This window comes from Vibrio wakamikoensis (assembly GCF_050337275.1).
GTDB classification, from domain to species: Bacteria; Pseudomonadota; Gammaproteobacteria; order Enterobacterales; family Vibrionaceae; genus Vibrio; species Vibrio chaetopteri.
In genome coordinates this window covers 44,316-68,455 of sequence record NZ_JAKJST010000025.1, presented here as the reverse complement: position 1 = coordinate 68,455, position 24,140 = coordinate 44,316, and the positions used below count along the sequence as shown (strand labels likewise).

The following is a 24,140-nucleotide window of genomic DNA, read 5'->3' as shown; positions in this document are numbered from 1 at the left end:
GACTAATTTAAAAAATCAAACCATAAAAGGTCATAATGACCCAACATAAAATCGCATCAAAAACAAACCATCGAGTCATAAAGACTCTATTTCATTTTAAAATTGTTTATCCGAGAGCATTGGATATCTTTGCTACTATTTAGAGTAGAGTATTGAGATGCTGTATCGATATTGCTAATGTTATGAGAAATAACAAAAACAATGGGTTCCATGTGAACGCAGTACAATTTAGCGACGTCAATAAATGGTTCGGAGACTTTCAAGCTCTGAACTCTATCCAACTGGAAGTAAAACAAGGCGAAATCGTCGTCATTTGCGGCCCTTCTGGCTCTGGTAAATCTACGCTGATCCGTTGTATCAACGGCTTAGAAGCCTACAACTCCGGTGATATCCAGGTACTCGGTCACGATGTGAACTCCAAGAGTATTCAACCTGGTCAAGTCGGTATGGTTTTTCAGCACTTCAACCTTTTCCCACACCTTACTGTGCTTGAAAATCTAACACTTTCGCCAATACGCACGCTTAAGCTTTCAAAACAGCAAGCAGAGTCGCGCGCTATGGAGATGCTTGAACGAGTGAAAATTGCCGAACAAGCTGGCAAGTACCCCTCTCAACTCTCTGGAGGCCAGCAACAGCGAGTTGCGATTGCCCGCTCTCTATGCATGAAACCCGATATTCTGCTTTTTGACGAACCAACGTCAGCGCTCGATCCTGAGATGATTAGCGAAGTGCTCAACGTTATGGTTGAGCTGGCTGAAGAAGGTATGACTATGCTATGCGTCACCCACGAAATGGGCTTTGCCAAGCGAGTGGCGCACAATGTTATTTTCATGGATGAAGGGCAAATTTTAGAATCAGCGCCGCCAAGCCAAATCTTCGACGCCCCTCAGCACCCGCGTACTAAGGCATTTTTGGACAAGATCTTAAATCACTGATGATATTCAAGATTATAAAGCCGGTTCTATCAGCAATCCTACAAATCGCTCTGGTTGCGATAGCATTAGCTTGGCTACTCAACAGTGGTGCCGAGGCCATGGGCTATCGCTGGCAATGGGAGCGAGTGCCGGACTATCTAGCATTCTATGAAGATGGTGAGTGGTGGCCTGCAGAGCTTTTACAAGGCCTGATTGTCACCATAAAGCTGAGCGCTTTGGCGTTACTGTTTACCTTGCTGCTAGGCCTCATCACTGCGCTGTTAAAAACCTCGAATTCGATCGTAGGCCGCGCTATCGCCCATTGCTATGTGGAAGCCATAAGAAATACGCCGCTGTTGGTGCAGATCTACCTCCTGTATTTTGTCTTTGGCCCCATCATCGGTCTTGATCGATTTTCTACCGCTGTATTTGCTCTAGCGCTATTCCAAGGCGCCTACACGGCTGAAATCCTCCGAGCGGGCCTGAACAGCGTTCCAAAGGGTCAATTCGAAGCCTGTCGTTCAATAGGTCTATCTCGTTTTTATACCTACTATGATGTGATATTGCCTCAGGTAGTACGACGTACACTGCCACCGCTCACCAACGAAGTGGTCTCGCTAATTAAAAACTCATCCATCGTCAGTGTGATGGCGATTTTCGACCTCACTACCGAGGGGCGTAACATCGTGGCTGAAACCGCGATGCCATTTGAAATTTGGTTTACTGTTGCCGCGATTTACCTCGTGTTAACGCTTACCTTGTCTGCTTTCTCTGCCTGGCTTGAATATCGCTTAAGTCAAGAGAAGCGGTCATAACTCTCTATGCTAACCATGATTTACTAACAAGGAGTCACCCCATGAAAAGGACACTCAAACATCTAGTAAAAGCAGCCAGTTCCGTCGCAATTGGCCTTGCGGTCTCATTTGGCGCCGCAGCCAGTGAGACACCTAATCTCGATAAGATAAACGAGCGCGGCACTTTGCGTGTCGGAATGTCAACGTTTGTACCGTGGGCCATGCGTGACAAACAGGGCGAACTGATAGGCTTTGAAATCGATGTAGCGAAACGACTCGCTGAAGATTCAGGCTGGAAAGTTGAGTTTGTGCCTACCGCGTGGGATGGCATCATCCCTGCTCTGCTTTCTCAAAAATTCGACGTCATTATCGGCGGTATGTCTGTTACGCCAGAGCGCTCAAAGAGCGTGCTGTTTACCTCGCCTTACTCACACTCAGGTGTTCAAGTCGCGGCAAGCAAAGCACTGGCTGGCGACTTTTCTAAGATTGAAGACTTTGACTCACGCCGCGTTAAAATCGCTGCTCGCCGCGGTGCATTCACCGTGCAAGTTGCTCGCGAAACGTTCCCGAAGGCAAAAGTTCTGCAGTTTGACGATGATGCACAAGCATTCCAAGAAGTACTGAACGGTAACGCCCACGCAGTGATCGCCTCAAGTCCGAAGCCGGAGCATGAGGCAGTTAAACATGCGGACGCGTTATTTATTCCATTTAGCGAGCGTCTCTCTAAAGGAAACGAAGCTTTCGCTGTTCGTCTAGGTGAAGAGGACAAAAAAGCCTTCTTCGATGAGTGGATCCAAGCAAGAACCGATGATGGCTGGCTAAAAGAGCGCTATGAATACTGGTTCTCTACCCTAGATTGGCAAGACCAAATCGCTGGCGGACAATAATTACAATGAGCAACACCAACTCAATCAAATTGAATTCCGATAAAAAACCATCATCACCAGCAAAGCGATGGCGTCCTACCCTACTGGATGGCGTATTACTGCTCGCCGTGGTGGGACTTATTGTCTGGCTGGCGTACCGTTCATCCATTGGAATCAACTATCACTGGCGCTGGAGTCAGGCGTTTGAGTTGGTGTTTAACCCGACTGCAAATGGAGGGTTACCCTATTTTGTCCAGGGCATCATTGCCACACTGAGACTCAGTGTGTGGGGTATGGTGCTTGCCGTAACTTTGGGCACCTTACTCGGCCTAGCGAAACACTCAGCGATGGCCGTATTTAGCATCCCCGCCAATCTATTTATCCAGTTGGTTCGAAATATTCCGCCACTGGTGTTTATCTTCATTTTTTACTTTTTCATTTCGAATCAGTTGATCCCATTACTTGGGCTCAGTGATGTGCTCCGTGGCTATAGCGGTGAAATATCAGCTTGGCAGGCGTTTTTGTTTGGTCCTAGCTCGCTATGGGAGAACCTACTTTCTGGCGTTATCTGTATCGGTCTTCTATCGTCGGCGTATGTGGCAGAAATCATTCGCGCGGGTCTTGCTTCTATCCCAAAAGGGCAGTGGGAGGCGGGTCAGTCGTTAGGTTTATCAACTTGGTATCAATATAAAGATGTCATCGCACCGCAAGTGCTTACTGCAGTCGCGCCAGCACTGGCAGGACAAGCGATTTCTCTAGTCAAAGACACCTCTATCGTCTCGTTAATCTCCATCCAGGAGATGACCTTTGTCGGCACTGAAATGGCTAACTCTTCCGGGCTTATTTTTGAAATCTGGCTCATTGTTGGCTTGTGCTATTTCTTACTTTGCCTAGCACTATCCCTACTGTTTCGACGCTTTGAAAGCCAGCAGAGATAGGCTTCGCTAGTTAACGGTAGATCGTTAATGGTTAGACTGGCATGTAATGGTCAACAAGCAGTAGAACAAACAGCACCATCAAATGAATGATAGAGAACTTAAAGGTCTCCATTGCAGTTTTCTCTGTTGCGGCGACTTTAAGCTTCCACGCATAGTAGATAAACCCAGCACTCAAAAAGGTTGAACCAGCCAAATAGACCAAACCCGTCATCCCAACCAGAGCTGGCATCAAGCACACTAACGCCAATAGAATTGTGTACAGCAAGATGGACGTTTTCGTGTATTCCACCCCATGTGTTACTGGCAGCATTGGAATATCAGCCTTGGCGTAGTCATCTTTTCGATGTATCGCTAGTGCCCAAAAATGTGGCGGAGTCCAAATAAAGATGATCATCACCAAAAGCCACGCATTGGCATGCAGCTCTCCGGTCACAGCTGTCCAGCCCAATAGCGGCGGCATGGCACCAGCAATCCCGGCTATAACGATATTTTGCGGCGTTGCCCGTTTCAAATACAAGGTATACACCACCGCATAGCCAAGCAAACTTGCAAACGTTAGCCAAGCCGTTAACCAATTCACGCCAAGCGCCAACACGGCAAAGCCTGCTATACCTATACCACTGGCAAACGCCATTACCTTGTCCGCACTTAGGTCACCAGACGGCAAAGGGCGTTTGTGGGTACGCGCCATAATTGCGTCGATACGGCGATCAATTAGGTGGTTGAACGCGGCTGCAGAACCCGCCATCAACGCTATACCTGTTAAACCCAAGATACTGGCTTGCACAGGTAACGCACCGGGCACTGCAAGACACATCCCTACTAGGGCAGTTAAAATCATCAAGGCGACTACTTTCGGTTTCGTTAACGTCAGATAAACGCGCCAGTTGATTGCAGGTTTGGAGGCCGAGTTCACCTCACGATTGCTGATTATCGTCGTTTTACTCATAGAGAACTCTCCTTGTCTCCAGACACTTTGAGGGCTGTAACTTGGCTGTTGGCTTCAACAATGGTCAATGTTGGTTTTTCAATTCGCACATAGCGCGCGCTATGCACTACGTAGTTAGTGTGAATAAGCGATAGCAGTAAAAAGGCCGCGCCAAGGTTGTGTAATACAGCCACAGGCAGCGGAAGGTGGAACACAACGTTGCTCAGCCCCAACATTAATTGGAGTGTCAGAAGCACGGCTAAGGTAACCCCCACTTTACGTATCGCTGGATGTGGATAGCGCCATAACCGAAATGCCAATAGACCTACCACAAACGCAACGACAATCGCACCGATTCGATGAGTCACGTGAATAGTCATCCTTGCAGGATATTCAAGTACTCCAAACTCATAGTCATCAAACCCGAAATGAACAGGCGTGAAGGCGGTTTTGAAATCCAAGTACTGCGCCCAATTCCCTTCACAGATAGGCAGCGCGGTACACACCACCGCAGCATAATTCGATGATGTCCATCCGCCCAACATGATCTGCAAAACCGTCACAAACAGCGCAACCAACGCAAGTATTTTCAGGCGTGAACTGACCAGCGTCGGCAATGTTTGTGTTGCAGGCTTGTCGACAACTTTAGGTTCAAATGCCATATCAGCGTTGCAGGCTTCGTCTGTAGTATTGGCACGGCGAACCTCAATCTTAGGTCTTAGCTTTAGGTAGGTAAAAAACAGCAAAGAGAACATGGTAAAGCCGCCAAGCAGGTGCCCCATCACTACGATCGGCATGAGTTTGAGCGTAACCGTCCACATACCCAGTGCCGCTTGGAACACAATCACTAATGACAGAGAGATTGGCAGCACGATGCCTAACTCCCTACGCCTCTTTGATAAACCAATAGCGGTGATCGCAAACACCATCAACCCCAAGCCTCCTGCTAAGTATCGATGAATCATCTCCAACCACGCTTTGTACGGCTCTACGGCTCTCTCTGGATAAAGCGTATTCGCGACTACCACTGCTACCTTGGAGCTGGGAACCGTCAATTGCCCATAGCAGCCAGGCCAATCCGGGCAACCTAACCCGGCATCAGCTAACCGAGTATAAGCACCCATGGCAATCACGATGACCGTAAACACCAGTGAAGCTCTGACTAAGTTGATTAACCCCATAGCGACTCCTTGCTGTAACTATCGAATTACTACCATTAGATTTGCAAACAACGCGCACCTTTCGTGCGTCTAACCGACTCGTGATAATTTCAGTAATTTTCTAAGATCCGAAAGCAGCCCCTTACTGTGTGCGACTTGCTTATCTTCTGAGGTAGGCGAAAAGTACATCACCAACTGACCAAGAGTATCGGTAATCAAATATCCTTGTTCTGGCACAACATCTACAAAGGCCGCATTGACCGTCACCACGCTTAGAGATTCTGGTAACTCTGGCAGCACTTGATCTGGCAACACATACACCACTGGTGTCACACGTTCTTTGTATTTGCCTAATGCCAAATAGGTTTGCCCCATGATGTAGAGGCGGTTGATACACGCATCATTGCAATCCGCGGGTAACATAAATCCAAGTTGCCAGCTCTTCGTTTGCAGTGGGTTCACCAAATCGAGAGACTCAAACGTCACCCTTGGCTCAACTAGCGCACCATGGTTAGTTACCCCCGATTGATACCAATGGTTGCTCAAAATAGCTTTGGCGATGATAAAAGGCAGTGCAAAAAACACTATTAGCGCCAAGAGAGTTAAGCGACCGCGTCTCACTGAAGACGCACTAGGTGTAGCGTTGGACGATACTGTACTTGTTGTCTCTAATTTACTGCTCATCATCTAACCTCGTTTATTCGCCGGTCGTGCTATGTGTCTATTTATGCTTTGAAGACAAATTACGCTTTGAAGCCAACTTTCTCTTTCCTTTAGAAGCACGATTTCGATGCAAACTGCTACGCCAAAATGCCATTGAGACAACGACTGCAAACACCGTCGCCATAGTGAACCATTGAAATGAATAGCCGAAATGTTTGGCTGAGTTCATTGATACTGGTTTCCAAGGATGAGGGTAAGCCGTCAACGTATCCGTTGGTTGAACTACCCAAGCTGATAGCTCGGCATCGACAAGAGCACTTATCTGCGCTGTATTAAGATGCTGGATTCGATATTGCTGTGTTGACTCTAAGTCAAAACGCTCGTTGTAAAGCTCTGAACCCAAAGGGCTTTCCATTTTCTTGTATAAGCGCCCACTGAGCGTCACCGGCTCCGATAAGGTGGAAACACTAGGAAGAGTTTGACGATCTAAACCGCCTGCCACAAAACCGAGCTCTACCAGATAGCGCTGATTCGTCTTCTCAATATCTCGCATCATCTGCAGCACCAGGTACCCGACCGTTCCATCGAGGATTTGGTTATCGAGAAAGAACAAAACCGGCTCAGGTATTAAGTGAGCACTCACTGGCATCGCAATCCAACGTTGATAGTTATGGTCACCGTAGTGAGCCAGCGGCAAGTCGAGAGACGATAAAGCGACAGGAGGCTGCTCATTTCGTAAGGCAAGCGACTGTTCTAACGCTACTTTTTCATTGCCGCGCTGCTTTTGCCACAGTCCCAATTTGACCAATGATGAAAACACAACCACAGTTAATACCAACCCCAACCAAAACTTAGTAGTTTGGTAAAAGCGAACATGAGGAGTATCCATGTCACCCACACTGTTGTTTAAGATTGCTTTAGTACTGCTGTTACTCTTCATCATCTTTAACTTAGCGCTTGCCCTTATTCGAATGGTGCGCGACGATCCTTCTTCTGAAAAACCAATGAGTTATTATCTTGGCCGCCGTGTTCTGTTCTCCGCGATTGTCATTATTCTTCTCATCATCGCGCTTCAAAGTGGTTTTTTAACGCCTAACCCCCGACCTTATTAGTGAGTATTTACTACCCCAGCGCTATATAGCGCAGGGGTTCATGCCTTTACAATACGTAGACAAAGACAAACAAACACAGCCATACCACATCAACGAAGTGCCAATACCAACTCCCCGCTTGGAAGCCGAAATGATCTTTCGGTGTGAAATGGTCTTTGGCTATTCGGAACAGCAATACAATCAAAAACACGGTTCCAATAAACACGTGCAGTCCGTGGAAGCCAGTGAGCATAAAGAAGGTATTGCCGTAGATACCGGACTGAAGTGTTAGCCCCATATCTTGATAGGCATGAGCATACTCAACGGCTTGGAAATACAAGAAAAACACAGCAAGCACTATGGTTAGCTCAAGCCAAACGATGAGTGCTGTACGGCGATTTTTCTCTAAACTGACATGAGCCATGTGCAGTGTGATAGAAGACAAAAGTAAGATCACTGTGTTTTGCAGTGGCAGCCCTTGCCAAGGCATTGCTTCAGTTGTTGTTCCATCCGGTGTTAATGTTAGCGGCCACATCGCTTCAAAAGCCGGCCACAAAACTTCATGAGTCATCACATTGTTGTCGGCGCCAGCGAGCCAAGGAACTGAAATCATTCGTGCATAAAACAGTGCTCCAAAAAACGCACCGAAGAACATCACTTCAGAGAAAATAAACCAACTCATACCTTGTTTGAATGAGCGTGAGAGTTGGTCTGAATAGAGTCCAGACATGGACTCAGAGATCACATTGCTCATCCATCCAGAAAACATATAAATCAGCACAGCGACACCAAGCGCTAGCACAACGCCGCCAATGACACTGCCTGCCCCGCCAGAATCTAGATTTTGGACGGTCAGCCCCGCGCCGACTGCGACAAGAAACAGCGCCACAGCCCCAACGATGGGCCAACTACTCTGCGCCGGAACATAATAAGTTTGAGCTTTACTCATAGCTTATCTCCGATGTTGGATAATCGAGTGCAGGGCGACTGCTACTACCGACCTGTGCACGAGAGATATCGAGAACGGCACCGTCAGTAGCGGCGCTGCTCGTGATGTTATACAAGGTGTAAGAAAGGGTCAGGGTATGAATTGAGTCTGGAATGTCTGGCTCAATGTAAAAGATCAGCGGCATTTCAGCCTTACCCTTGCCTTCTAATGGTTGATGGTTAAAACAGAAACATTCGATTTTATTGAAATAGGTCGCCCCAGTTCCCGGAGATACTGAGGGCACAGCCTGACCAATAAGTGATTGATTAGATTGGTTATGTGCAAAGTAGACAGTCTGGATAACCTCACCAGGGTGAACATCCAACGACATTTTCTCTGGTTTAAATGACCAAGGCATATCCGGATTGACATGCGCCATAAACTCAACCCGAATTGTGCGCGTGATGTCTGCCCGCATACCAATAGGTTGAACCGCTGATTCTGTATTGGTTTTGCCGTTAATGCCTAACGCTTCGCACATAATGTCGTAAAGAGGCACCAAAGCGAAACCAAAGCCAAACATCGCCACAACGGCCACACCGAGCCAGCCTACGAGTTTGCGGTTTGATTTTCTGGTTTCGCTATCCATCTCAACCTACCTTTAGTCAATCTTAGGTGGTGTGGTAAAAGTATGGTGTGGTGCTGGACTTGGTACTGTCCACTCTAAGCCTTCTGCACGCTCCCAAGGCTTAGCTTCGGCTTTGTCGCCTCCTTTGATGCACTTAATGACCAACCAAAGAAAAATGAGCTGAGATAATCCAAACGCAAAGCCACCGATAGAGACGATTTGGTTCACGTCGGCAAACTGTATAGCGTAGTCCGGAATACGGCGCGGCATCCCCGCGAGACCTAAGAAATGCATAGGGAAGAACAGCACATTCACTGAAATAACCGAACACCAGAAATGCCACAGACTGAGCTTGTGGTCATACATATTGCCAGTCCACTTCGGTAACCAGTAGTAGGCCGCTGCCATAATCGAGAACACAGCACCCGACACCAATACATAATGGAAATGCGCAACTACAAAGTAAGTATCGTGATACTGGAAGTCCGCCGGCACAATCGCCAACATCAGCCCCGAAAACCCACCTATGGTAAACAGCACAATAAAGGCGATAGCAAACAACATCGGCGTTTCAAACGTGAGCGCACCGCGCCACATGGTCGCCACCCAGTTAAATACTTTCACGCCTGTCGGCACTGCAATCAACATGGTGCAGTACATAAAGAACAGTTCGGCAAACACCGGCATACCTGTAGTAAACATGTGGTGTGCCCACACGAGGAATGAGAGCAATGCGATACTGCACGTCGCGTAAACCATCGAATGGTAACCGAACAGTTTTTTGCCACTAAATGCAGGGACAATGGCCGAAACAATACCGAAGGATGGCAGAATCATAATGTAAACTTCTGGGTGCCCAAAGAACCAGAAAATATGCTGGAACATCACTGGGTCACCACCACCCGCCGCGTCAAAAAAGCTGGTTCCAAAGTACTTATCTGTCAATACCATGGTCACCGCCCCCGCCAACACAGGCATGACAGCAATGAGTAGGAAAGCAGTAATGAGCCAAGTCCATACAAACAATGGCATTTTCATTAACGTCATGCCCGGCGCGCGCATGTTGAAAATAGTTACGATGACATTGATTGCCCCCATAATGGAGCTAATACCCATGATATGTACCGAGAACACAAACAGCGCCGTACTGTCTGGGGCGTAGGTCGTGGAGAGAGGCGCATAAAATGTCCACCCAAAGTTCGGGCCGCCACCAGGCATAAATAGTGACGCAATTAAGATCAGAAACGCGAACGGTAAGATCCAGAAGCTTAAGTTATTCATTCGTGGCAAAGCCATATCTGGCGCGCCAATCATCAAGGGTACCATCCAGTTTGCCAATCCCGTAAAGGCTGGCATAACCGCGCCGAATACCATGATCAAACCATGAACTGTGGTCATTTGGTTGAAAAAATTCGGTTCGACCAATTGGAGACCGGGTTGGAACAGCTCGGCACGAATGACCATAGCCATCGCCCCGCCTGTTAGGAACATAATAAAGCTAAACCACAGGTAGAGTGTGCCAATGTCTTTATGACTGGTGGAGTATACCCAGCGCTGCCAACCTGATGGCGCGTGATCATGATGATGATCGTCTTCGATGACTGCCGTGCTATTTGCTCGGCTCATGTCCGCATCAGTCACCGCCGATGCTTTCACTTTTTCCATTGGGTCCGTTTTCATCATAACTCCTTGGAGCTTGGCTCCGCTTCCTGAGTTTTGTAGCTGTTGATATCCGATGCCTGAACCACATCACCGGTATTGTTACCCCACGCATTGCGCTGGTAAGTGATTACTGCGGCGATTTCTTTATCGGTTAACTGATTGGCAAACGACTGCATGGCTGTCCCTGCCACACCATCAACGATTTTACTAATGTGAGTATCGATAGAGCCCGATGTCGCCACTTCCGCCCCTGCGATTGCTGGGAAGGCGCCGGGTAAGCCTTGACCGTTAGCCTGATGACACACTGCACATCGAGAGGCATAGATACCTTCGCCTGTGGTCAATAGCTCTTCAATCGATAACGTTGCATCTAGTGCCTTGGCCGCTTCTGCTTTAGCGAGCGCCATCTCTTCTTTCTTTCCTGTCAACCAAACGTCGTAGTCATCTTGCGCCATGGCCTGCACCACTATCGGCATGAAGCCATGTGCTTTACCGCAAAGCTCCGCACATTGGCCACGATAGACACCTGGCTCATCGATTTTTGTCCATGCTTCGTTGATAAAACCCGGAATTGTGTCTTTTTTAACCGCAAAAGCTGGTACCCACCACGAGTGAATCACATCATCGGAGGTCATCAGGAAGCGAATCTTTTTATTGATTGGCACGACAAGCGGGTTATCCACTTCTAGCAGGTAATGCGCACCTTTTTCTTCAACACCATCAATCTGCTGTTGAGACGTGGACATTAGTGAGAAAAATTCCACATCTTCGCCAAAGTAGGCGTAGTGCCATTTCCACTGTGAGCCAGTAATTTTAATGGTGATTTCTGACTGGGAGGTGTCTTCCATCGCAACCAAAGTCTTGGTTGCCGGAATCGCCATCAATATTAAAATAATGACGGGAATGACAGTCCAAACCACTTCCACCTTGGTGCTTTCGTGGAAGTTAGCGGCTACCGCCCCTTTGGACTTACGGTGCTTGAAAATAGAATAGAACATTACCCCAAACACAACTGCTGCGATGGCACAGCAGATGTAGAAAATGAGCATATGTAGGTCATACACTTGGTTACTGATATCAGTAACCCCGCGGGTCAAATTGTATTGGCTCGACTCCGCGAAGAGAGGTTGGCTGACGAGCGCAGTCGCCAAACCAGTTCCAGTGTGAACGGTCAGCAATCTCTTCAAAAGATTTCTCCTTTGCCTAGCCACGTCTATCCTGACGTGGTTCCCCTATGACTTGTACCAAGCACGTCTGAAAAGTGATCAAACTCTCCAGGATGGAACAAGTCCGTAATCAAAACCCAACAAGCTGTGATTCGACGACGATAAACGAAGACCAACTAGGTTTTCGACTCTTTCATGAGTCCAAAAAGTAACGCCAAACTACACAAGTAAACGGTCAAAGCTACTCACTGACCACTTACTTATTGAGTCCGGTATCAGTTAAATACAACTAGAAACAATTTGTTATATTTTTGTTAACTAAATGCTAGTTACTGATTTCCAGATCCGCAAGAAGAAAAATAATCAGCGAATTTTTGTGAGGGAAGCGGAGACGATGAGGATGAAATTTTTGACAAATTGCGATTTTGGATTCTATGTAATCCAAAGTTAAACTGGAGATCGCAAGCAATCAATCTCCAGGAATAATATTTCCATTAGAAGGAGCTCAGTGACGGTTAAATAGCCAACCACTCCACTTCAATGACCGCTTTACCTTGGTGCTTGATACGGCCTAGGAATCGGTCGCCAGCGACAATTTCTCCCACCCCCTGAGGTGTGCCTGTCATGACGATATCGCCGTCTTCAAGGTGAGTGTAGGTATTGAGCTCGCTTAGAATAACGTCCGGCTTGTAGAGCATCTGTTTCGTTGAGCCCAACTGCATTCGCATACTGTTGATAAATAGCTCCACTTCGAGCTCGTTAATATCCATGTCACCTAGCGGCACAAAACGACTGAATTTTGCAGAGTGATTAAACGCTTTAGCGCGTTCCCAAGGCAAGCCTTTGGCTTTTAATGTCGACTGTAAACCGCGTTTGGTAAGGTCGAGTCCAAAACCAACAGCATAGAGTTGTTTATCGCGGACGATAAAACAGATTTCCGCTTCATAGTGCAGCGGTTCATCGAGGAAGGAATACAGGTCAGTCGCGATGCTCGAGTTAGGTTTGTTGAACACCACCATATTCTCCGGAACTTCATTTCCTAGCTCACGAATGTGCTCAACATAGTTTCGGCCAACGCATAAGATTTTCGATGGATAAAACGTTTTTTCACCGACTACAACCGACTTCATCACCCTTCCTTGCCCTATTCCTTTGTAAACGAACTCGCTATTTTACCCGAAGTTAAGTGACAGACTGATGATTTCGCAGAGAAAATATCAAACTTGAGGTCAAGATCAGCTTTTGCTCTAAGTTAAACCAAACAAGCTCAAACCCGCAAAAATAGTGATAAATGATGTGATGCCTTGCATTTTCATGCAAATTCTATGACCATTTGTATATTCAAATAAATGGATTTAGTGAATGATGTCCCAAGAGCCGCTATACATTCAGATCAAACAGTATATTGAAGACCGAATAGACCAAGGAGTGTGGTCAGTCGGTGAGCGAATCTCCACCGAAATGGAGCTAACAGAGCAGTTTGCTGTGAGCCGCATGACCGTCAATAAGGCTATTCGCGATCTCGTCGGTCAAGGCAAACTAGAGCGTCGCCCGCGACTAGGTACCTTTGTAACTAGCCCAGCAGAAAAAGCCCAATCGCCTCTTCTTGATACTCGTAACATCGCCAAAGAGGTTGCAGCTCGCGGTAAGCAGTATTCCAGCGAAGTGGTTCGACATGAAGCAACCAAAGCGGATCAGCTTATTGCGACTAAGCTTGGGGTGATGCTTGGCAGTGCCGTCTACTACAGCGAGATTCTCCATAAAGAAAACGACAAGCCAATCCAATTAGAATGTCGTTGGGTGAATGCTAAATACACCCCCAAGTACCACCAGCAAGATTTTACTCAAACCACACCTAACGAATATCTAACCGAAAACTGCCCAATGACTGCCGTTGAGCATACCGTTGAGGCCATTACCTGTGATGAGCAAATCGCCCGCTTACTTGAGATGGCCGTCACTGAGCCTTGCCTACTATTGCATCGTCGAACCTGGAGTGAAGACAAACTCATCAGTACCGCACTGCTTTATCATCCTGGTAGTCGATATCAGCTCAGTTCAAAAATAGAGTTATAGTCATCCGACATTCATCTGTTCAAACGACGTCCTGATAGGCGATCCGGTTTGGATCGTCATTTCCTACTCTAACCATCACACCTTCCTTTTGAAGGAACACAATTTCACAGGTCTATCCTGATCACATTTCAACCACTCGCACTTGATCAATTGTATATATTCAACTATTCATTTGTATATACAATAAAACAGAGCGATGTTATGAATCTGATCCTTACTAACGCCCGTCTAGTGACTATGGAGCCGGGCGCACTTGGTTATCTGCCCTCTAAGCCTTGCACGGTAGTCATTCGAGGTGGTTACGTTAAGGCGATCCTTAGCGACATTCACTCGTTAGATACCCTACACCATGACATCACCGACGATGTACCGACGTTGGATTGCAAAGGTAAAATCGTCACTCCGGGTTTGATTGACCCTCACACTCATTTGATCTTCGCTGGTAGCCGAGCTGAAGAGTTTGAAAACCGTTTAAATGGTATGTCTTATGAGGCGATTGCTCAGAGCGGTGGTGGTATTAACAGCACGGTTCGAGCAACACGGGAAGCGACGATAGAGGAACTTGTTGAACTGGCTCTTCCAAGACTCGATAGTCTTATCCGCAGTGGCTGCACGACTATCGAAGTTAAGTCTGGATACGGGTTAACGCTCGATGATGAAGTGAAGATGCTGCTTGCAGCAAAAGCGCTCGAGAATCATCGCAGAGTCAATATCACCACAACCCTTCTTGCCGCGCACACAGTGCCGTCGGAGTATCGCGATCGCCCCGATGACTATATAGATTACGTCACAGAGACCATCATCCCTCATGTAGCAAAGCATCAACTCGCTGATGCTGTTGATGTTTTTTGCGAATCAGTTGGTTTTAACGTTGAGCAGACGAAACGTGTTTTTCAGGCTGCGAAACAAAGCGGTCTTGCGATTAAAGGCCATACAGAGCAACTCAGCAACCTAGGTGGCAGTGCACTAGCGGCTGAGCTTAATGCGCTCTCCGTCGATCACATCGAATACTTGGATGACGCCGGCGTCGATGCCTTGTCCAACAGTGGAACCGTCGCCACCTTGTTGCCAGGCGCGTTCTATTTCTTGCGAGAAACACAACAGCCACCCATCGACAACCTACGAGCGGCACGAGTGCCTATGGCCATTGGTAGCGATCTTAATCCAGGAACCTCACCATTCGCTAATCTGCAACTGATGATGAACATGGCTTGTACTTTGTTCCGCTTAACACCAGAAGAAAGTCTACGAGGCGTAACGTGCCATGCCGCACAGGCCATTGGTCAAGGCCGCAACATAGGCCAAATCAAGCCAGGTTTTCGCGCTGATCTTGCTATCTGGGACATCGAACACCCTAGCGAGCTTAGCTATCAATTCGGCATGGGTGGACTGAGTAAGCGAATCGTTGCAGGGAGTGTCGAAGATGTCCTCTAACAACCAACATCCCTTCAATTGGACTGGTCGTGACGACCATGAGGACGGCAATAAACGCTTTCGTGTGCATCATAAAGTCGTTCACCGTTCTCAAGGCGATTCCCCACAACTTCAGCTAATAGGTTTTTGCACTGATGAAGGAGTGAAACGAAACAAAGGACGAATTGGCGCCAAGCAAGGACCAGATGCTATCAGAGCTGCGCTTGCTAATTTAGCTTGGCACCAAGATAACGAGATTATTGATATTGGTAATGTTGTTGCCGATTCTGATGACTTAGAGCTTCATCAGCAACAAGCCGCTGAAACGATCACTAAACACCTGACTAATGGACCGATCGTGGTGCTGGGTGGCGGACATGAGATTGCTTGGTCCTCTTTTAAAGGTCTATCCGATTTCCTATCTCAAACCAACAATAAGCCAAACATTGGCATTATCAACTTCGATGCTCACTTCGATCTTAGAGAATATCAAACGAACGACAAAACACTAACGGATGTTGACCTCAAACCCAGCTCAGGGACGCCATTTGCTCAAATCGCCGATCATTGCCATGCCACTGGGCAGAACTTTCATTACTTCTGTATAGGTGTGAGCGAAACAGGTAACACTCAGGCTTTGTTTAAAAAAGTCGACAGTTTGCAAGTTCAATACATCAAAGATACTGATCTTTTAGATAGACCCATACATGAGCATATTGCTCAATTAAAACGCTTCATCAATAAGGTCGACACCCTGTATTTCACCATTGACCTTGATGTCTTCAACGCAAGCCTAGCCCCCGGCGTGAGTGCACCCGCCGCGTTTGGCATGAATTTAGAGCAGCTCATCCCCATGCTCAACACTATTGTTGCCAGCGACAAGTTAATGCTGGCTGACATCGCCGAATATAACCCAAATTACGACATAGACAACCGCACCGCAAAACTTGCCGCAAGAGTGTGTTGGCAGATATTGGTTGCCATGTCCAAACAGCTACAAAAAACCGATAACGAATAACGTAAACACTCTCTGCCAGTCACCATGGTCATTAATCATGACAAGGGCGCTATAAAAAAATAAAAGCCCCGAGTAAGGCAGAGTTCAAAAGGAAATGACAATGACTGATAAACAATCTCTACATCCAACTAACTCACGACTCGACACCTCTCGCTCCATCAAAGCGCCACGTGGTACCGAGCTCAATGCGAAATCTTGGCTCACTGAAGCACCGCTCCGCATGCTGATGAATAACTTGGATGATGAAGTAGCTGAGCACCCACAATCACTCGTGGTTTATGGTGGTATTGGGCGAGCAGCTCGTGATTGGGCTTGCTACGACAAGATTGTCGACGTGCTAAAACGCCTTGAAGACGACCAAACCTTGTTGGTGCAATCTGGAAAACCCGTCGGTGTCTTCCCTACTCACAAAGATGCGCCACGCGTGTTGATCGCCAACTCCAACCTTGTCCCTCATTGGGCAAACTGGGAGCACTTTAACGAGCTCGATAAACAGGGGCTGATGATGTACGGCCAAATGACAGCAGGGTCATGGATATACATCGGCTCTCAAGGCATAGTACAAGGCACTTACGAAACCTTCGTCGCTATCGCTAAACAGCACTTTAACGGTGATCCTGCAAATAAATGGATCCTAACAGGTGGTCTAGGCGGGATGGGCGGTGCGCAGCCTCTTGCTGCGACCATGGCAGGTTTTTCAATGTTAGCGGTTGAATGTGATGAATCGCGTATCGACTACCGTCTCAACACGCGCTATGTCGATACTAAAGCACACTCTCTAGATGAAGCGCTATCCATCATCAAAAATAGCGACAAACCTATTTCAGTCGGCCTTCTAGGTAATGCCGCCGATGTTTATGCTGAGCTTGTCGAAAGAGGCATCACTCCAGACGTCGTTACCGATCAAACTTCCGCTCACGATCCACTTAATGGTTACCTGCCTCAAGGCTGGACGATGGATTTTGCCAATCAGCAGCGCGATAGTGACCCTGAAGCCGTCGCCAAAGCAGCAAAAGCGTCTATGGCAGTACAAGTTCAAGCCATCTTAGATTTGCAAGAAAAAGGCGCGGTCGCCACTGACTATGGCAACAACATTCGCCAAATGGCTCTTGAAGAAGGCGTTGAAAATGCGTTTGATTTCCCAGGTTTTGTACCGGCTTATATTCGACCTTTGTTCTGCGAAGGCGTGGGACCGTTCCGTTGGGCAGCGCTATCGGGCGATCCTGAGGATATCTACAAAACCGACCAAAAAGTGAAAGAGCTCATACCGGACAACCCTCACCTACATAACTGGCTTGATATGGCTCGCGAGCGCATTCAGTTCCAAGGACTGCCAGCGCGTATTTGCTGGGTCGGCCTGAAAGATCGTGAACGTTTAGGCCAAGCCTTCAATGAAATGGTCAAAAATGGCGAGCTGAAAGCTCCTATCGTGATTGGACGTGACCATCTCGATTCAGGCTCTGTCGCTAGCCCGAACCGCGAAACTGAAGGCATGATGGATGGTTCTGACGCGGTATCCGACTGGCCATTGCTCAATGCACTACTGAACACCTCTGGCGGTGCGACTTGGGTGTCACTGCATCATGGTGGCGGCGTAGGTATGGGATTCTCCCAACATAGCGGTATGGTGATTTGTTGTGATGGCACTGATGATGCTGCGCGTCGCATAGGCCGTGTTCTTCACAACGATCCTGCGACGGGAGTGATGCGTCATGCCGATGCAGGCTATGACATTGCCAAACAGTGCGCGCGTGAGCAAGGCCTTGATCTGCCGATGATGGACAGTAATGAATCTAACCACCAAGACAGCAGCCATGGATAAGGAGCAGAACATGTTGAAGTTAGAACTACTCCCAGGGCAGCTTACATTAGCTCAGTTACGCCAGATTAGTCGCTCACCGCTGCACTTGTCACTGAGCCCTTTAGCGCTAGATGACATTGAAGCCAGCACACAGATTGTTGAGCAAGTGATCGCCGAAGATCGCACCGTCTATGGCATCAATACGGGCTTTGGTTTGCTGGCCAACACTCGAATTGAGCCTGACGATCTTGAAGTGCTGCAAAAGAGTATCGTGCTGTCGCACGCCGCGGGTATTGGCAAGCTGATGAGTGATGAAACCGTCAGACTGATGATGGTGCTGAAGATCAACAGCCTAGCTCGTGGTTTCTCCGGTATTCGCCTCAAAGTCATTAACGCATTGATTGAGTTGGTTAACTCACAAGTGTATCCATGCGTCCCGCAAAAAGGCTCCGTCGGTGCATCAGGGGATCTCGCCCCGCTTGCTCATATGAGTACGATATTACTCGGCGAAGGCGAAGCACGTCACAATGGCAAAATCATCAGCGGACTCGAAGCGCTGCAAATTGCCGGACTTGAGCCAGTTACCCTCGCCCCGAAAGAAGGGCTGGCGCTACTAAACGGCACCCAAGCTTCTACCGCCTTTGCTCTAGAGGGACTATTTTTGGCTGAAGATCTGTTTGCGTCAGCCACCTTATGCGGTGCGATGTCAGTAGAAGCCGCGCTTGGTAGTCGTCGACCATTCGATCCGCGCATTCATCGCGTACGTGGTCATCGCTCACAAATGGACGCTGCCCACGCTTATCGTCACCTTCTTGGCAACAGCAGTGAAATTGGCAACTCCCACCAAGGCTGCGAAAAGGTTCAAGATCCCTACTCCCTTCGCTGCCAACCACAAGTCATGGGGGCGTGTTTACAGCAAATCCGCAATGCCGCAGATAGCCTGCAAGTGGAAGCTAACTCGGTATCGGACAATCCGTTAGTCTTTGCTGACGATGGCGATATTATCTCTGGTGGTAACTTCCATGCAGAGCCAGTCGCTATGGCAGCCGATGGTTTAGCACTGGCTATCGCAGAGATTGGTAGCTTGTCAGAACGAAGAATGGCACTGCTCATCGACAGTGCATTAAGCAAATTGCCACCGTTCTTGGTCGATAACGGCGGGGTCAATTCTGGCTTTATGATTGCTCAAGTTACCTCTGCCGCACTGGCGAGCGAAAACAAAACCCTGGCACATCCTGCCTCTGTAGATAGCTTACCAACGTCTGCCAACCAAGAAGATCATGTTTCTATGGCGACGTTTGCTGCGAGAAGGCTGAAAGACATGGCGGAGAATACCCGAGGGATCCTTGCTGTTGAGTATCTTGCTGCCGCACAAGGGCTCGACTTTAGGGCACCACTGAACTCTGCACCTCTTGTTGAGCAGGGTAAACAAATCCTACGAGAAGTGGTGCCGTTTTATGATAAAGACCGCTACTTTGCTCCTGACATTGCTAAAGCCAACGAAATCATAAAGCTGTCGCTTCACAATGCCCTAATGCCAGCTAACTTACTGCCAAGTATCTAATAGCGTCCGACATCATCACAAAACTAAATTCACTTGCCTAAATAATGGTCTTATTTTGGGTAAGTGAATTTCTCACCTAATGATAAAATCAACATTTAATACGACATTGGTTCAAATTATTGGAATATTCGTCCAAAAAATGTCATTTAAATGCAAATTACACTAATTTGTAGAAGTGCCTTCCAGAAACAATTCAACCCATTCGCTGAACTTATTTTTCATTACTAAATTATGCCTACACTTGCCGGAAGCAAGTGCTCTACTAAACATGCACTGACTCAACGTGCAATTAAAATTTTAAGAGAAGGTATTGGTATGAGACACACAAAAGTCTTAATTTCATTGGCGGCTGTTGGATTGGCTACCAGCCCACTTGTCCATAGTCATGGTTACGTTTCTGCAGTCGAAAACGGTGTAGCGGCGAGTCGTGCTGCGTTATGTAAGTTTCCAAATGCAAATGGCGAAAAGAACAGTAACTGTGGTTCGGTTCAATGGGAACCACAAAGTGTTGAAGGTCCAGAAGGCTTTCCACTATTAGGTCCATCTGACGGTCAAATCGCCAGCGCTGGACTGGTACAGTTTTCTCCACTAAACGAGCAAACCTCAGATCGCTGGGTAAAAACGCCAATCCAAGCGGGTTTACAGAACTTTGAATGGACATTCACAGCAAATCACGTAACCCGTGATTGGAAATACTACATCACTAAACCAAACTGGAATCCAAACCAGGCATTGAGTCGTGACTCGTTCGATCTAAACCCTTTCTGTGTGGTCGATGGCAACATGCAAAAACCACCAAAACTGACGACTCACCAATGTAATGTCCCTGAACGTGAAGGCTACCAAGTGATCCTAGCTTATTGGGATGTGGGTGATACCGCAGCGGCGTTTTATAACGTGATTGATGTGCAGTTTGAAGGCACCACACCAGGCATTCCTGGCTGGACGCAAGCAGGTACAATCAACCCAACAATGGATCTGAAAGTTGGCGACTCTGTGTATACGCGTGTGTTTGATGCTAACGGTGAGCTGCCAAATCTATCGACCAGCATTACCATTGATTCGAGCGAACAAGGCGCAGCAACCCAATGGTCGCACGCACTAGCAAGTGCCATTAACTCAAGCACGACAGATATCAAAGCAGGCCAAGCAGACAGCAGTGGCAATATCGCTCCAGTATTTGGCGCTAACACTATCTACGTGGCTGATAATAGCGGATTGGATCGCGTTGAAATTGGTTATGACATCGTAACGCCGCCTCCAGCATCAGGTGCTGAGGTAACAGGACTAGAAACGCAATACGTTATTGGCACCGCACCAACTGAACTTGCCCTTACTGTCACGGCGGTCGGTCGAGTAGACGTATCGATGAGTGTCTACAACCACGGTCAAGAAACACTTGCTGGCAGTGAGCTTGCGTTAAACGATGGTGATAGCAAAAATGTTGTCTTAGCTCTTTCTAAGTCTGAGCCTGGCCATCACATGCTGGTTACCCGTGTTCGTGATGAAAAAGGCAACCTGCTTGATCAAACCACGCAAGATTTTATGCTCGTCGACCAGACTGCACCGACTGACTACGACTTTGTATTCCCGACGGGTGTAGAAAGCTACACAGAAGGTACCAAAGTACTGGCAAGCGACGGCGCTATTTATCAATGTAAGCCGTTCCCACACTCAGGATACTGCAAGCAGTGGTCTCCTACAGCGACTCAGTTCGAACCAGGCACCGGCAGTCACTGGGATTCAGCTTGGAACAAACTTAACTAACCATTTCTAGCAATAAGGCTCCAAAACGTTTGGAGCCTTTTTTGTTTGTGCGTTTACGATTTCGCAGCCTTTATCGCTACAACGAACATACAACCTAAACATTTCCATAACCTTCTGATATATTGAACTTGTTTAATTCATAAAAATGATGTCAGTTAATCAATGTAAGGTGATAGAAATGGATCTTCGTCATCTGGTCGCGCTAGGCGGCCTCGCGTGTACAGCAACCTCTCCGACCCTGGCGGGTCAATTTCATATGGCCGGCGGCGCGTTTTTTTCCGAGGCCGATACCTCTATCGGTGTCACAAACCCAAACACAGGCAATGACTTTGACTTAGATTTTGAATCGGATCTAAGCCTCAAAGAACGCTCAACACTACCTTACCTTTTGGTCGGCTATGACTTTAACGAGCGTCATGGCATCTTTTTAGATTGGCGTAGCCTTCATCGCAAAGCGAGTAATACGGTCGTCACTAAACCGTTTCAATTGCCTGATTCAAATACTGAAGTGCAAGCAGGCGCGCGCCTCGATTCAACACTCAACATCGACATCTTGCGCTTTGGCTACAACTATAAGTTCTACGATGGTGAAGATTGGGACTGGAAAGCCTCCATTGGTCTTCACATAATGAATTTCAATGTCGGCTTTGGAGGCGAACTTGGTTACCGTGTTGATCAAGATGACCCAACCCTCATTCCAGTCAAAGATGAAGAGTTTACCGATCTCACCGCACCATTGCCCAATATTGGCTTAATCACTGACTATAGGATTACTGACAATTGGCACCTATTAGGCCACGCGCAGGTGTTTGCCCTCAGTATCGAAGAAATCTCAGGACTGCTTCTCGATTTAGGTGCTGGCATCGAATACAAGTTCACTGAAGATTTTGGCCTAGCGGCGACTTACAGCTATTACGAGATTAATGTTGACTACGGCCGAGACTTTGCCGACCTCGATGCAAAGTTTAAGTTCTATGGCCCAATGGCAACGCTGACCTACGCTTTTTAATCAAAAGCTCTCTATTTCAAAATCATAGAGATACAAAAAAGCCCATCATAATCCGATGGGCTTTTTGCTGTCTAAAGAGGGTTAGGCTTCAGCAGGTTGCTCGACAAGATCTTCAACCATAGCTATGGCAAGCGCCTCAGCAACTTTGATGCCGTCGATACCGGCAGAAAGAATACCGCCCGCGTAGCCTGCACCTTCACCAGCTGGGTAGAAGCCTTTCAAGTTAACGCTTTGATAGTCTTTACCACGTTTAATGCATATTGGTGAGGAAGTACGAGTTTCAACACCCGTCAATAGGCCATCTGCACCAGAGAAACCTTTGATTTTCTTGTCGAACGCAGGGATCGCTTCACGAATGGCTTCAATAGCAAAATCCGGTAGCGCCTTAGACAAGTCTGTCAGTTTGATACCCGGTGTGAACGATGGCTCAACATCACCTAGTGCGCTTGGATCGTTACCTTTTAAGAAATCGCCAATTTTCTGTGCTGGCGCATCGTAGTTTTCACCGCCTAGAAGGTAAGCGTTACTTTCTAGTTCACGCTGGAAGCGAATACCTGCCAGTGGATCACCTGGGTAATCCTGATCTGGAGAGATGCCCACTACAATCGCACTGTTGGCATTGCGCTCTGCACGAGAGTATTGGCTCATGCCATTGGTCACCACTCGACCTTCTTCCGACGTCGCCGCAACAACCGTACCGCCAGGACACATACAGAAGCTGTATACCGTGCGACCATTTTTACAATGGTGAACCAGTTTGTAGTCAGCCGCACCCAAGATTGGGTTACCTGCGTTTGGACCAAAGCGCGCTTCGTCAATCACTGATTGTTTGTGTTCAATACGGAAGCCGACAGAGAAGGGCTTCGCTTCCATATACACGCCACGATCGTGCAGCATTTCAAACGTATCACGAGCACTGTGACCTACTGCTAGTACCACATAGCGAGTTTTGATCTCTTCGCCGCTCGATAGTGTTAGACCCGTGATTTGGTCGTTTTCCATGTGAATGTCATCAACACGCGTGCTAAAGCGGATCTCACCACCTAGCTCAATGATTGTCGCGCGCATCTTTTCAATCATGGTCACCAATTTAAAGGTACCAATGTGAGGCTTGCTCACATACAGGATCTCTTCAGGTGCACCTGCAGCGACGAATTCTTCAATCACCTTACGGCCATAGTGTTTTGGATCTTTCACTTGGCTATAAAGCTTGCCGTCAGAGAACGTACCCGCACCGCCTTCACCGAACTGTACGTTCGATTCAGGGTTAAGCGTACGCTTTCGCCAGAAACCGAAGGTATCTTTAGTACGCTCACGAACCTCTTTACCACGTTCAACAATAATTGGCTTAAAGCCCATTTGTGCCAAAATCAGTCCTGCAAACAAGCCACATGGGCCAAAGCCGATGACGACTGGTCGCTCAGCCTGGTTTACTGGTGCTTTCGCAACAAACTTGTACTCCATATCTGGGGTGACTTTGACGTGTGGGTCATCAGCAAACTTCTCTAGCAGAGCCGCTTCATTCTTCACTTCAATATCTAGAGTGTAGATAAGCAAAATGCGTGTTTTCTTGCGCGCATCATAGCCACGCTTGAACACATTGAATGAAACAACTTGATCTGAAGAAATACCAAGTTTTTTTAGGATGGCTTGAGAAATTTCGCCTTCCTCGTGATCAAGAGGAAGTTTGATTTCAGTTAAACGTATCATGGAGGGTCTCGCGTCGTTGGTGTCTTAGCTTACAAACCCGTTCT

22 protein-coding genes are annotated in these 24,140 nt (G+C 47.5%); 12 read left to right on the top strand and 10 right to left on the bottom strand.

From position 1 onward, the window contains the following. The first annotated feature begins 182 nt into the window (after nt 1–182). From L4C42_RS15310 to L4C42_RS15295, 4 genes are read left to right on the top strand one after another with little or no spacing between them, the layout of a single operon-like run. Nucleotides 183–935 carry an amino acid ABC transporter ATP-binding protein gene (locus L4C42_RS15310; RefSeq protein ID WP_418642533.1) on the top strand — a complete coding sequence of 251 codons (753 nt, stop codon included), beginning with the start codon at nt 183–185 and terminating at the stop codon, nt 933–935. Next, nucleotides 935–1,729 carry an amino acid ABC transporter permease gene (locus tag L4C42_RS15305; protein ID WP_353498926.1) on the top strand — a complete coding sequence of 265 codons (795 nt, stop codon included), beginning with the start codon at nt 935–937 and terminating at the stop codon, nt 1,727–1,729. Before L4C42_RS15310 ends, L4C42_RS15305 begins: the two co-directional genes overlap by 1 nt. Before the next feature lie 41 nt (nt 1,730–1,770). After that, entirely contained in the window at nt 1,771–2,595 is an 825-nt protein-coding gene (locus tag L4C42_RS15300; protein WP_353498925.1) for a transporter substrate-binding domain-containing protein, read from the top strand. A 5-nt stretch (nt 2,596–2,600) separates the two neighbouring features. Beyond that, nucleotides 2,601–3,512, top strand: coding sequence for an amino acid ABC transporter permease (locus L4C42_RS15295; RefSeq protein ID WP_429761108.1), 912 nt, complete (start codon nt 2,601–2,603; stop codon nt 3,510–3,512). 31 nt (nt 3,513–3,543) lie between these two features. On the opposite strand, the gene cyoE is transcribed toward L4C42_RS15295, so the two are convergent. From cyoE to L4C42_RS15275, 4 genes are all read right to left on the bottom strand, one after another. Further along, on the bottom strand, nt 3,544–4,461 hold the full coding sequence (cyoE, locus tag L4C42_RS15290; RefSeq protein ID WP_353498923.1) for a heme o synthase: 918 nt from the start codon (nt 4,459–4,461) through the stop codon (nt 3,544–3,546). After that, a complete protein-coding gene (locus tag L4C42_RS15285; RefSeq protein ID WP_353498922.1) occupies nt 4,458–5,621 on the bottom strand; it encodes a COX15/CtaA family protein in 1,164 nt (387 codons plus the stop codon). The genes cyoE and L4C42_RS15285 overlap by 4 nt, the downstream gene beginning before the upstream one ends. A gap of 69 nt (nt 5,622–5,690) precedes the next feature. After that, nucleotides 5,691–6,284 (bottom strand): hypothetical protein, encoded by a 594-nt coding sequence (locus L4C42_RS15280; protein ID WP_429761106.1) that lies wholly within the window; start codon nt 6,282–6,284, stop codon nt 5,691–5,693. Nucleotides 6,285–6,321: 37 nt separating this feature from the next. Further along, nucleotides 6,322–7,152, bottom strand: a complete 831-nt coding sequence (locus L4C42_RS15275; protein WP_418642536.1) for an SURF1 family protein — start codon at nt 7,150–7,152, stop codon at nt 6,322–6,324. Between L4C42_RS15275 and L4C42_RS15270 the strand changes: the two genes are divergently transcribed. Beyond that, a complete protein-coding gene (locus tag L4C42_RS15270; RefSeq protein ID WP_042501704.1) occupies nt 7,151–7,375 on the top strand; it encodes a DUF2909 family protein in 225 nt (74 codons plus the stop codon). The two genes, L4C42_RS15275 and L4C42_RS15270, sit on opposite strands and share 2 nt — an antisense overlap. A gap of 46 nt (nt 7,376–7,421) precedes the next feature. On the opposite strand, the gene L4C42_RS15265 is transcribed toward L4C42_RS15270, so the two are convergent. From L4C42_RS15265 to L4C42_RS15245, 5 genes are all read right to left on the bottom strand, one after another. Further along, nucleotides 7,422–8,303, bottom strand: a complete 882-nt coding sequence (locus L4C42_RS15265) for a cytochrome c oxidase subunit 3 (RefSeq protein WP_353498919.1) — start codon at nt 8,301–8,303, stop codon at nt 7,422–7,424. After that, nucleotides 8,296–8,931 carry a cytochrome c oxidase assembly protein gene (locus tag L4C42_RS15260; RefSeq protein ID WP_353498918.1) on the bottom strand — a complete coding sequence of 212 codons (636 nt, stop codon included), beginning with the start codon at nt 8,929–8,931 and terminating at the stop codon, nt 8,296–8,298. Before L4C42_RS15260 ends, L4C42_RS15265 begins: the two co-directional genes overlap by 8 nt. A 12-nt stretch (nt 8,932–8,943) precedes the next feature. Next, nucleotides 8,944–10,590 carry a cytochrome c oxidase subunit I gene (gene ctaD, locus L4C42_RS15255; protein WP_353500179.1) on the bottom strand — a complete coding sequence of 549 codons (1,647 nt, stop codon included), beginning with the start codon at nt 10,588–10,590 and terminating at the stop codon, nt 8,944–8,946. Continuing rightward, nucleotides 10,590–11,759, bottom strand: coding sequence for a cytochrome c oxidase subunit II (gene coxB, locus L4C42_RS15250; protein ID WP_418642537.1), 1,170 nt, complete (start codon nt 11,757–11,759; stop codon nt 10,590–10,592). The genes ctaD and coxB overlap by 1 nt, the downstream gene beginning before the upstream one ends. A 494-nt stretch (nt 11,760–12,253) precedes the next feature. Beyond that, nucleotides 12,254–12,868: a fumarylacetoacetate hydrolase family protein gene (locus L4C42_RS15245; RefSeq protein WP_353498917.1), complete on the bottom strand. Its 615-nt coding sequence runs from the start codon at nt 12,866–12,868 to the stop codon at nt 12,254–12,256. Between the two features lie 235 nt (nt 12,869–13,103). Here L4C42_RS15245 and hutC point away from each other — a divergent pair, with 235 nt between their 5' ends. The 7 genes from hutC (at nt 13,104) to L4C42_RS15210 (ending at nt 22,386) form a co-directional block, all read left to right on the top strand. After that, the gene (gene hutC / locus L4C42_RS15240; protein ID WP_353500177.1) at nt 13,104–13,814 is read left to right on the top strand and encodes a histidine utilization transcriptional repressor HutC; all 711 of its coding nucleotides are present in this window, start codon (nt 13,104–13,106) and stop codon (nt 13,812–13,814) included. 201 nt (nt 13,815–14,015) lie between these two features. Further along, entirely contained in the window at nt 14,016–15,248 is a 1,233-nt protein-coding gene (gene hutI, locus L4C42_RS15235) for an imidazolonepropionase (protein ID WP_353498916.1), read from the top strand. Beyond that, entirely contained in the window at nt 15,238–16,245 is a 1,008-nt protein-coding gene (gene hutG / locus L4C42_RS15230; protein ID WP_353498915.1) for a formimidoylglutamase, read from the top strand. The genes hutI and hutG overlap by 11 nt, the downstream gene beginning before the upstream one ends. Before the next feature lie 100 nt (nt 16,246–16,345). Next, nucleotides 16,346–18,067 (top strand): urocanate hydratase, encoded by a 1,722-nt coding sequence (hutU, locus tag L4C42_RS15225; protein ID WP_353498914.1) that lies wholly within the window; start codon nt 16,346–16,348, stop codon nt 18,065–18,067. A gap of 10 nt (nt 18,068–18,077) precedes the next feature. Further along, a complete protein-coding gene (gene hutH / locus L4C42_RS15220) occupies nt 18,078–19,610 on the top strand; it encodes a histidine ammonia-lyase (protein ID WP_429761101.1) in 1,533 nt (510 codons plus the stop codon). Nucleotides 19,611–19,925: 315 nt separating this feature from the next. Next, entirely contained in the window at nt 19,926–21,377 is a 1,452-nt protein-coding gene (gbpA, locus tag L4C42_RS15215; protein ID WP_429761099.1) for an N-acetylglucosamine-binding protein GbpA, read from the top strand. Between the two features lie 178 nt (nt 21,378–21,555). Next, a complete protein-coding gene (locus tag L4C42_RS15210; protein ID WP_418642542.1) occupies nt 21,556–22,386 on the top strand; it encodes a hypothetical protein in 831 nt (276 codons plus the stop codon). Between the two features lie 81 nt (nt 22,387–22,467). Here L4C42_RS15210 and L4C42_RS15205 read toward each other — a convergent pair whose 3' ends face one another. Next, entirely contained in the window at nt 22,468–24,096 is a 1,629-nt protein-coding gene (locus tag L4C42_RS15205) for an NAD(P)/FAD-dependent oxidoreductase (protein ID WP_353498910.1), read from the bottom strand. Between the last annotated feature and the right edge of the window lie 44 nt (nt 24,097–24,140).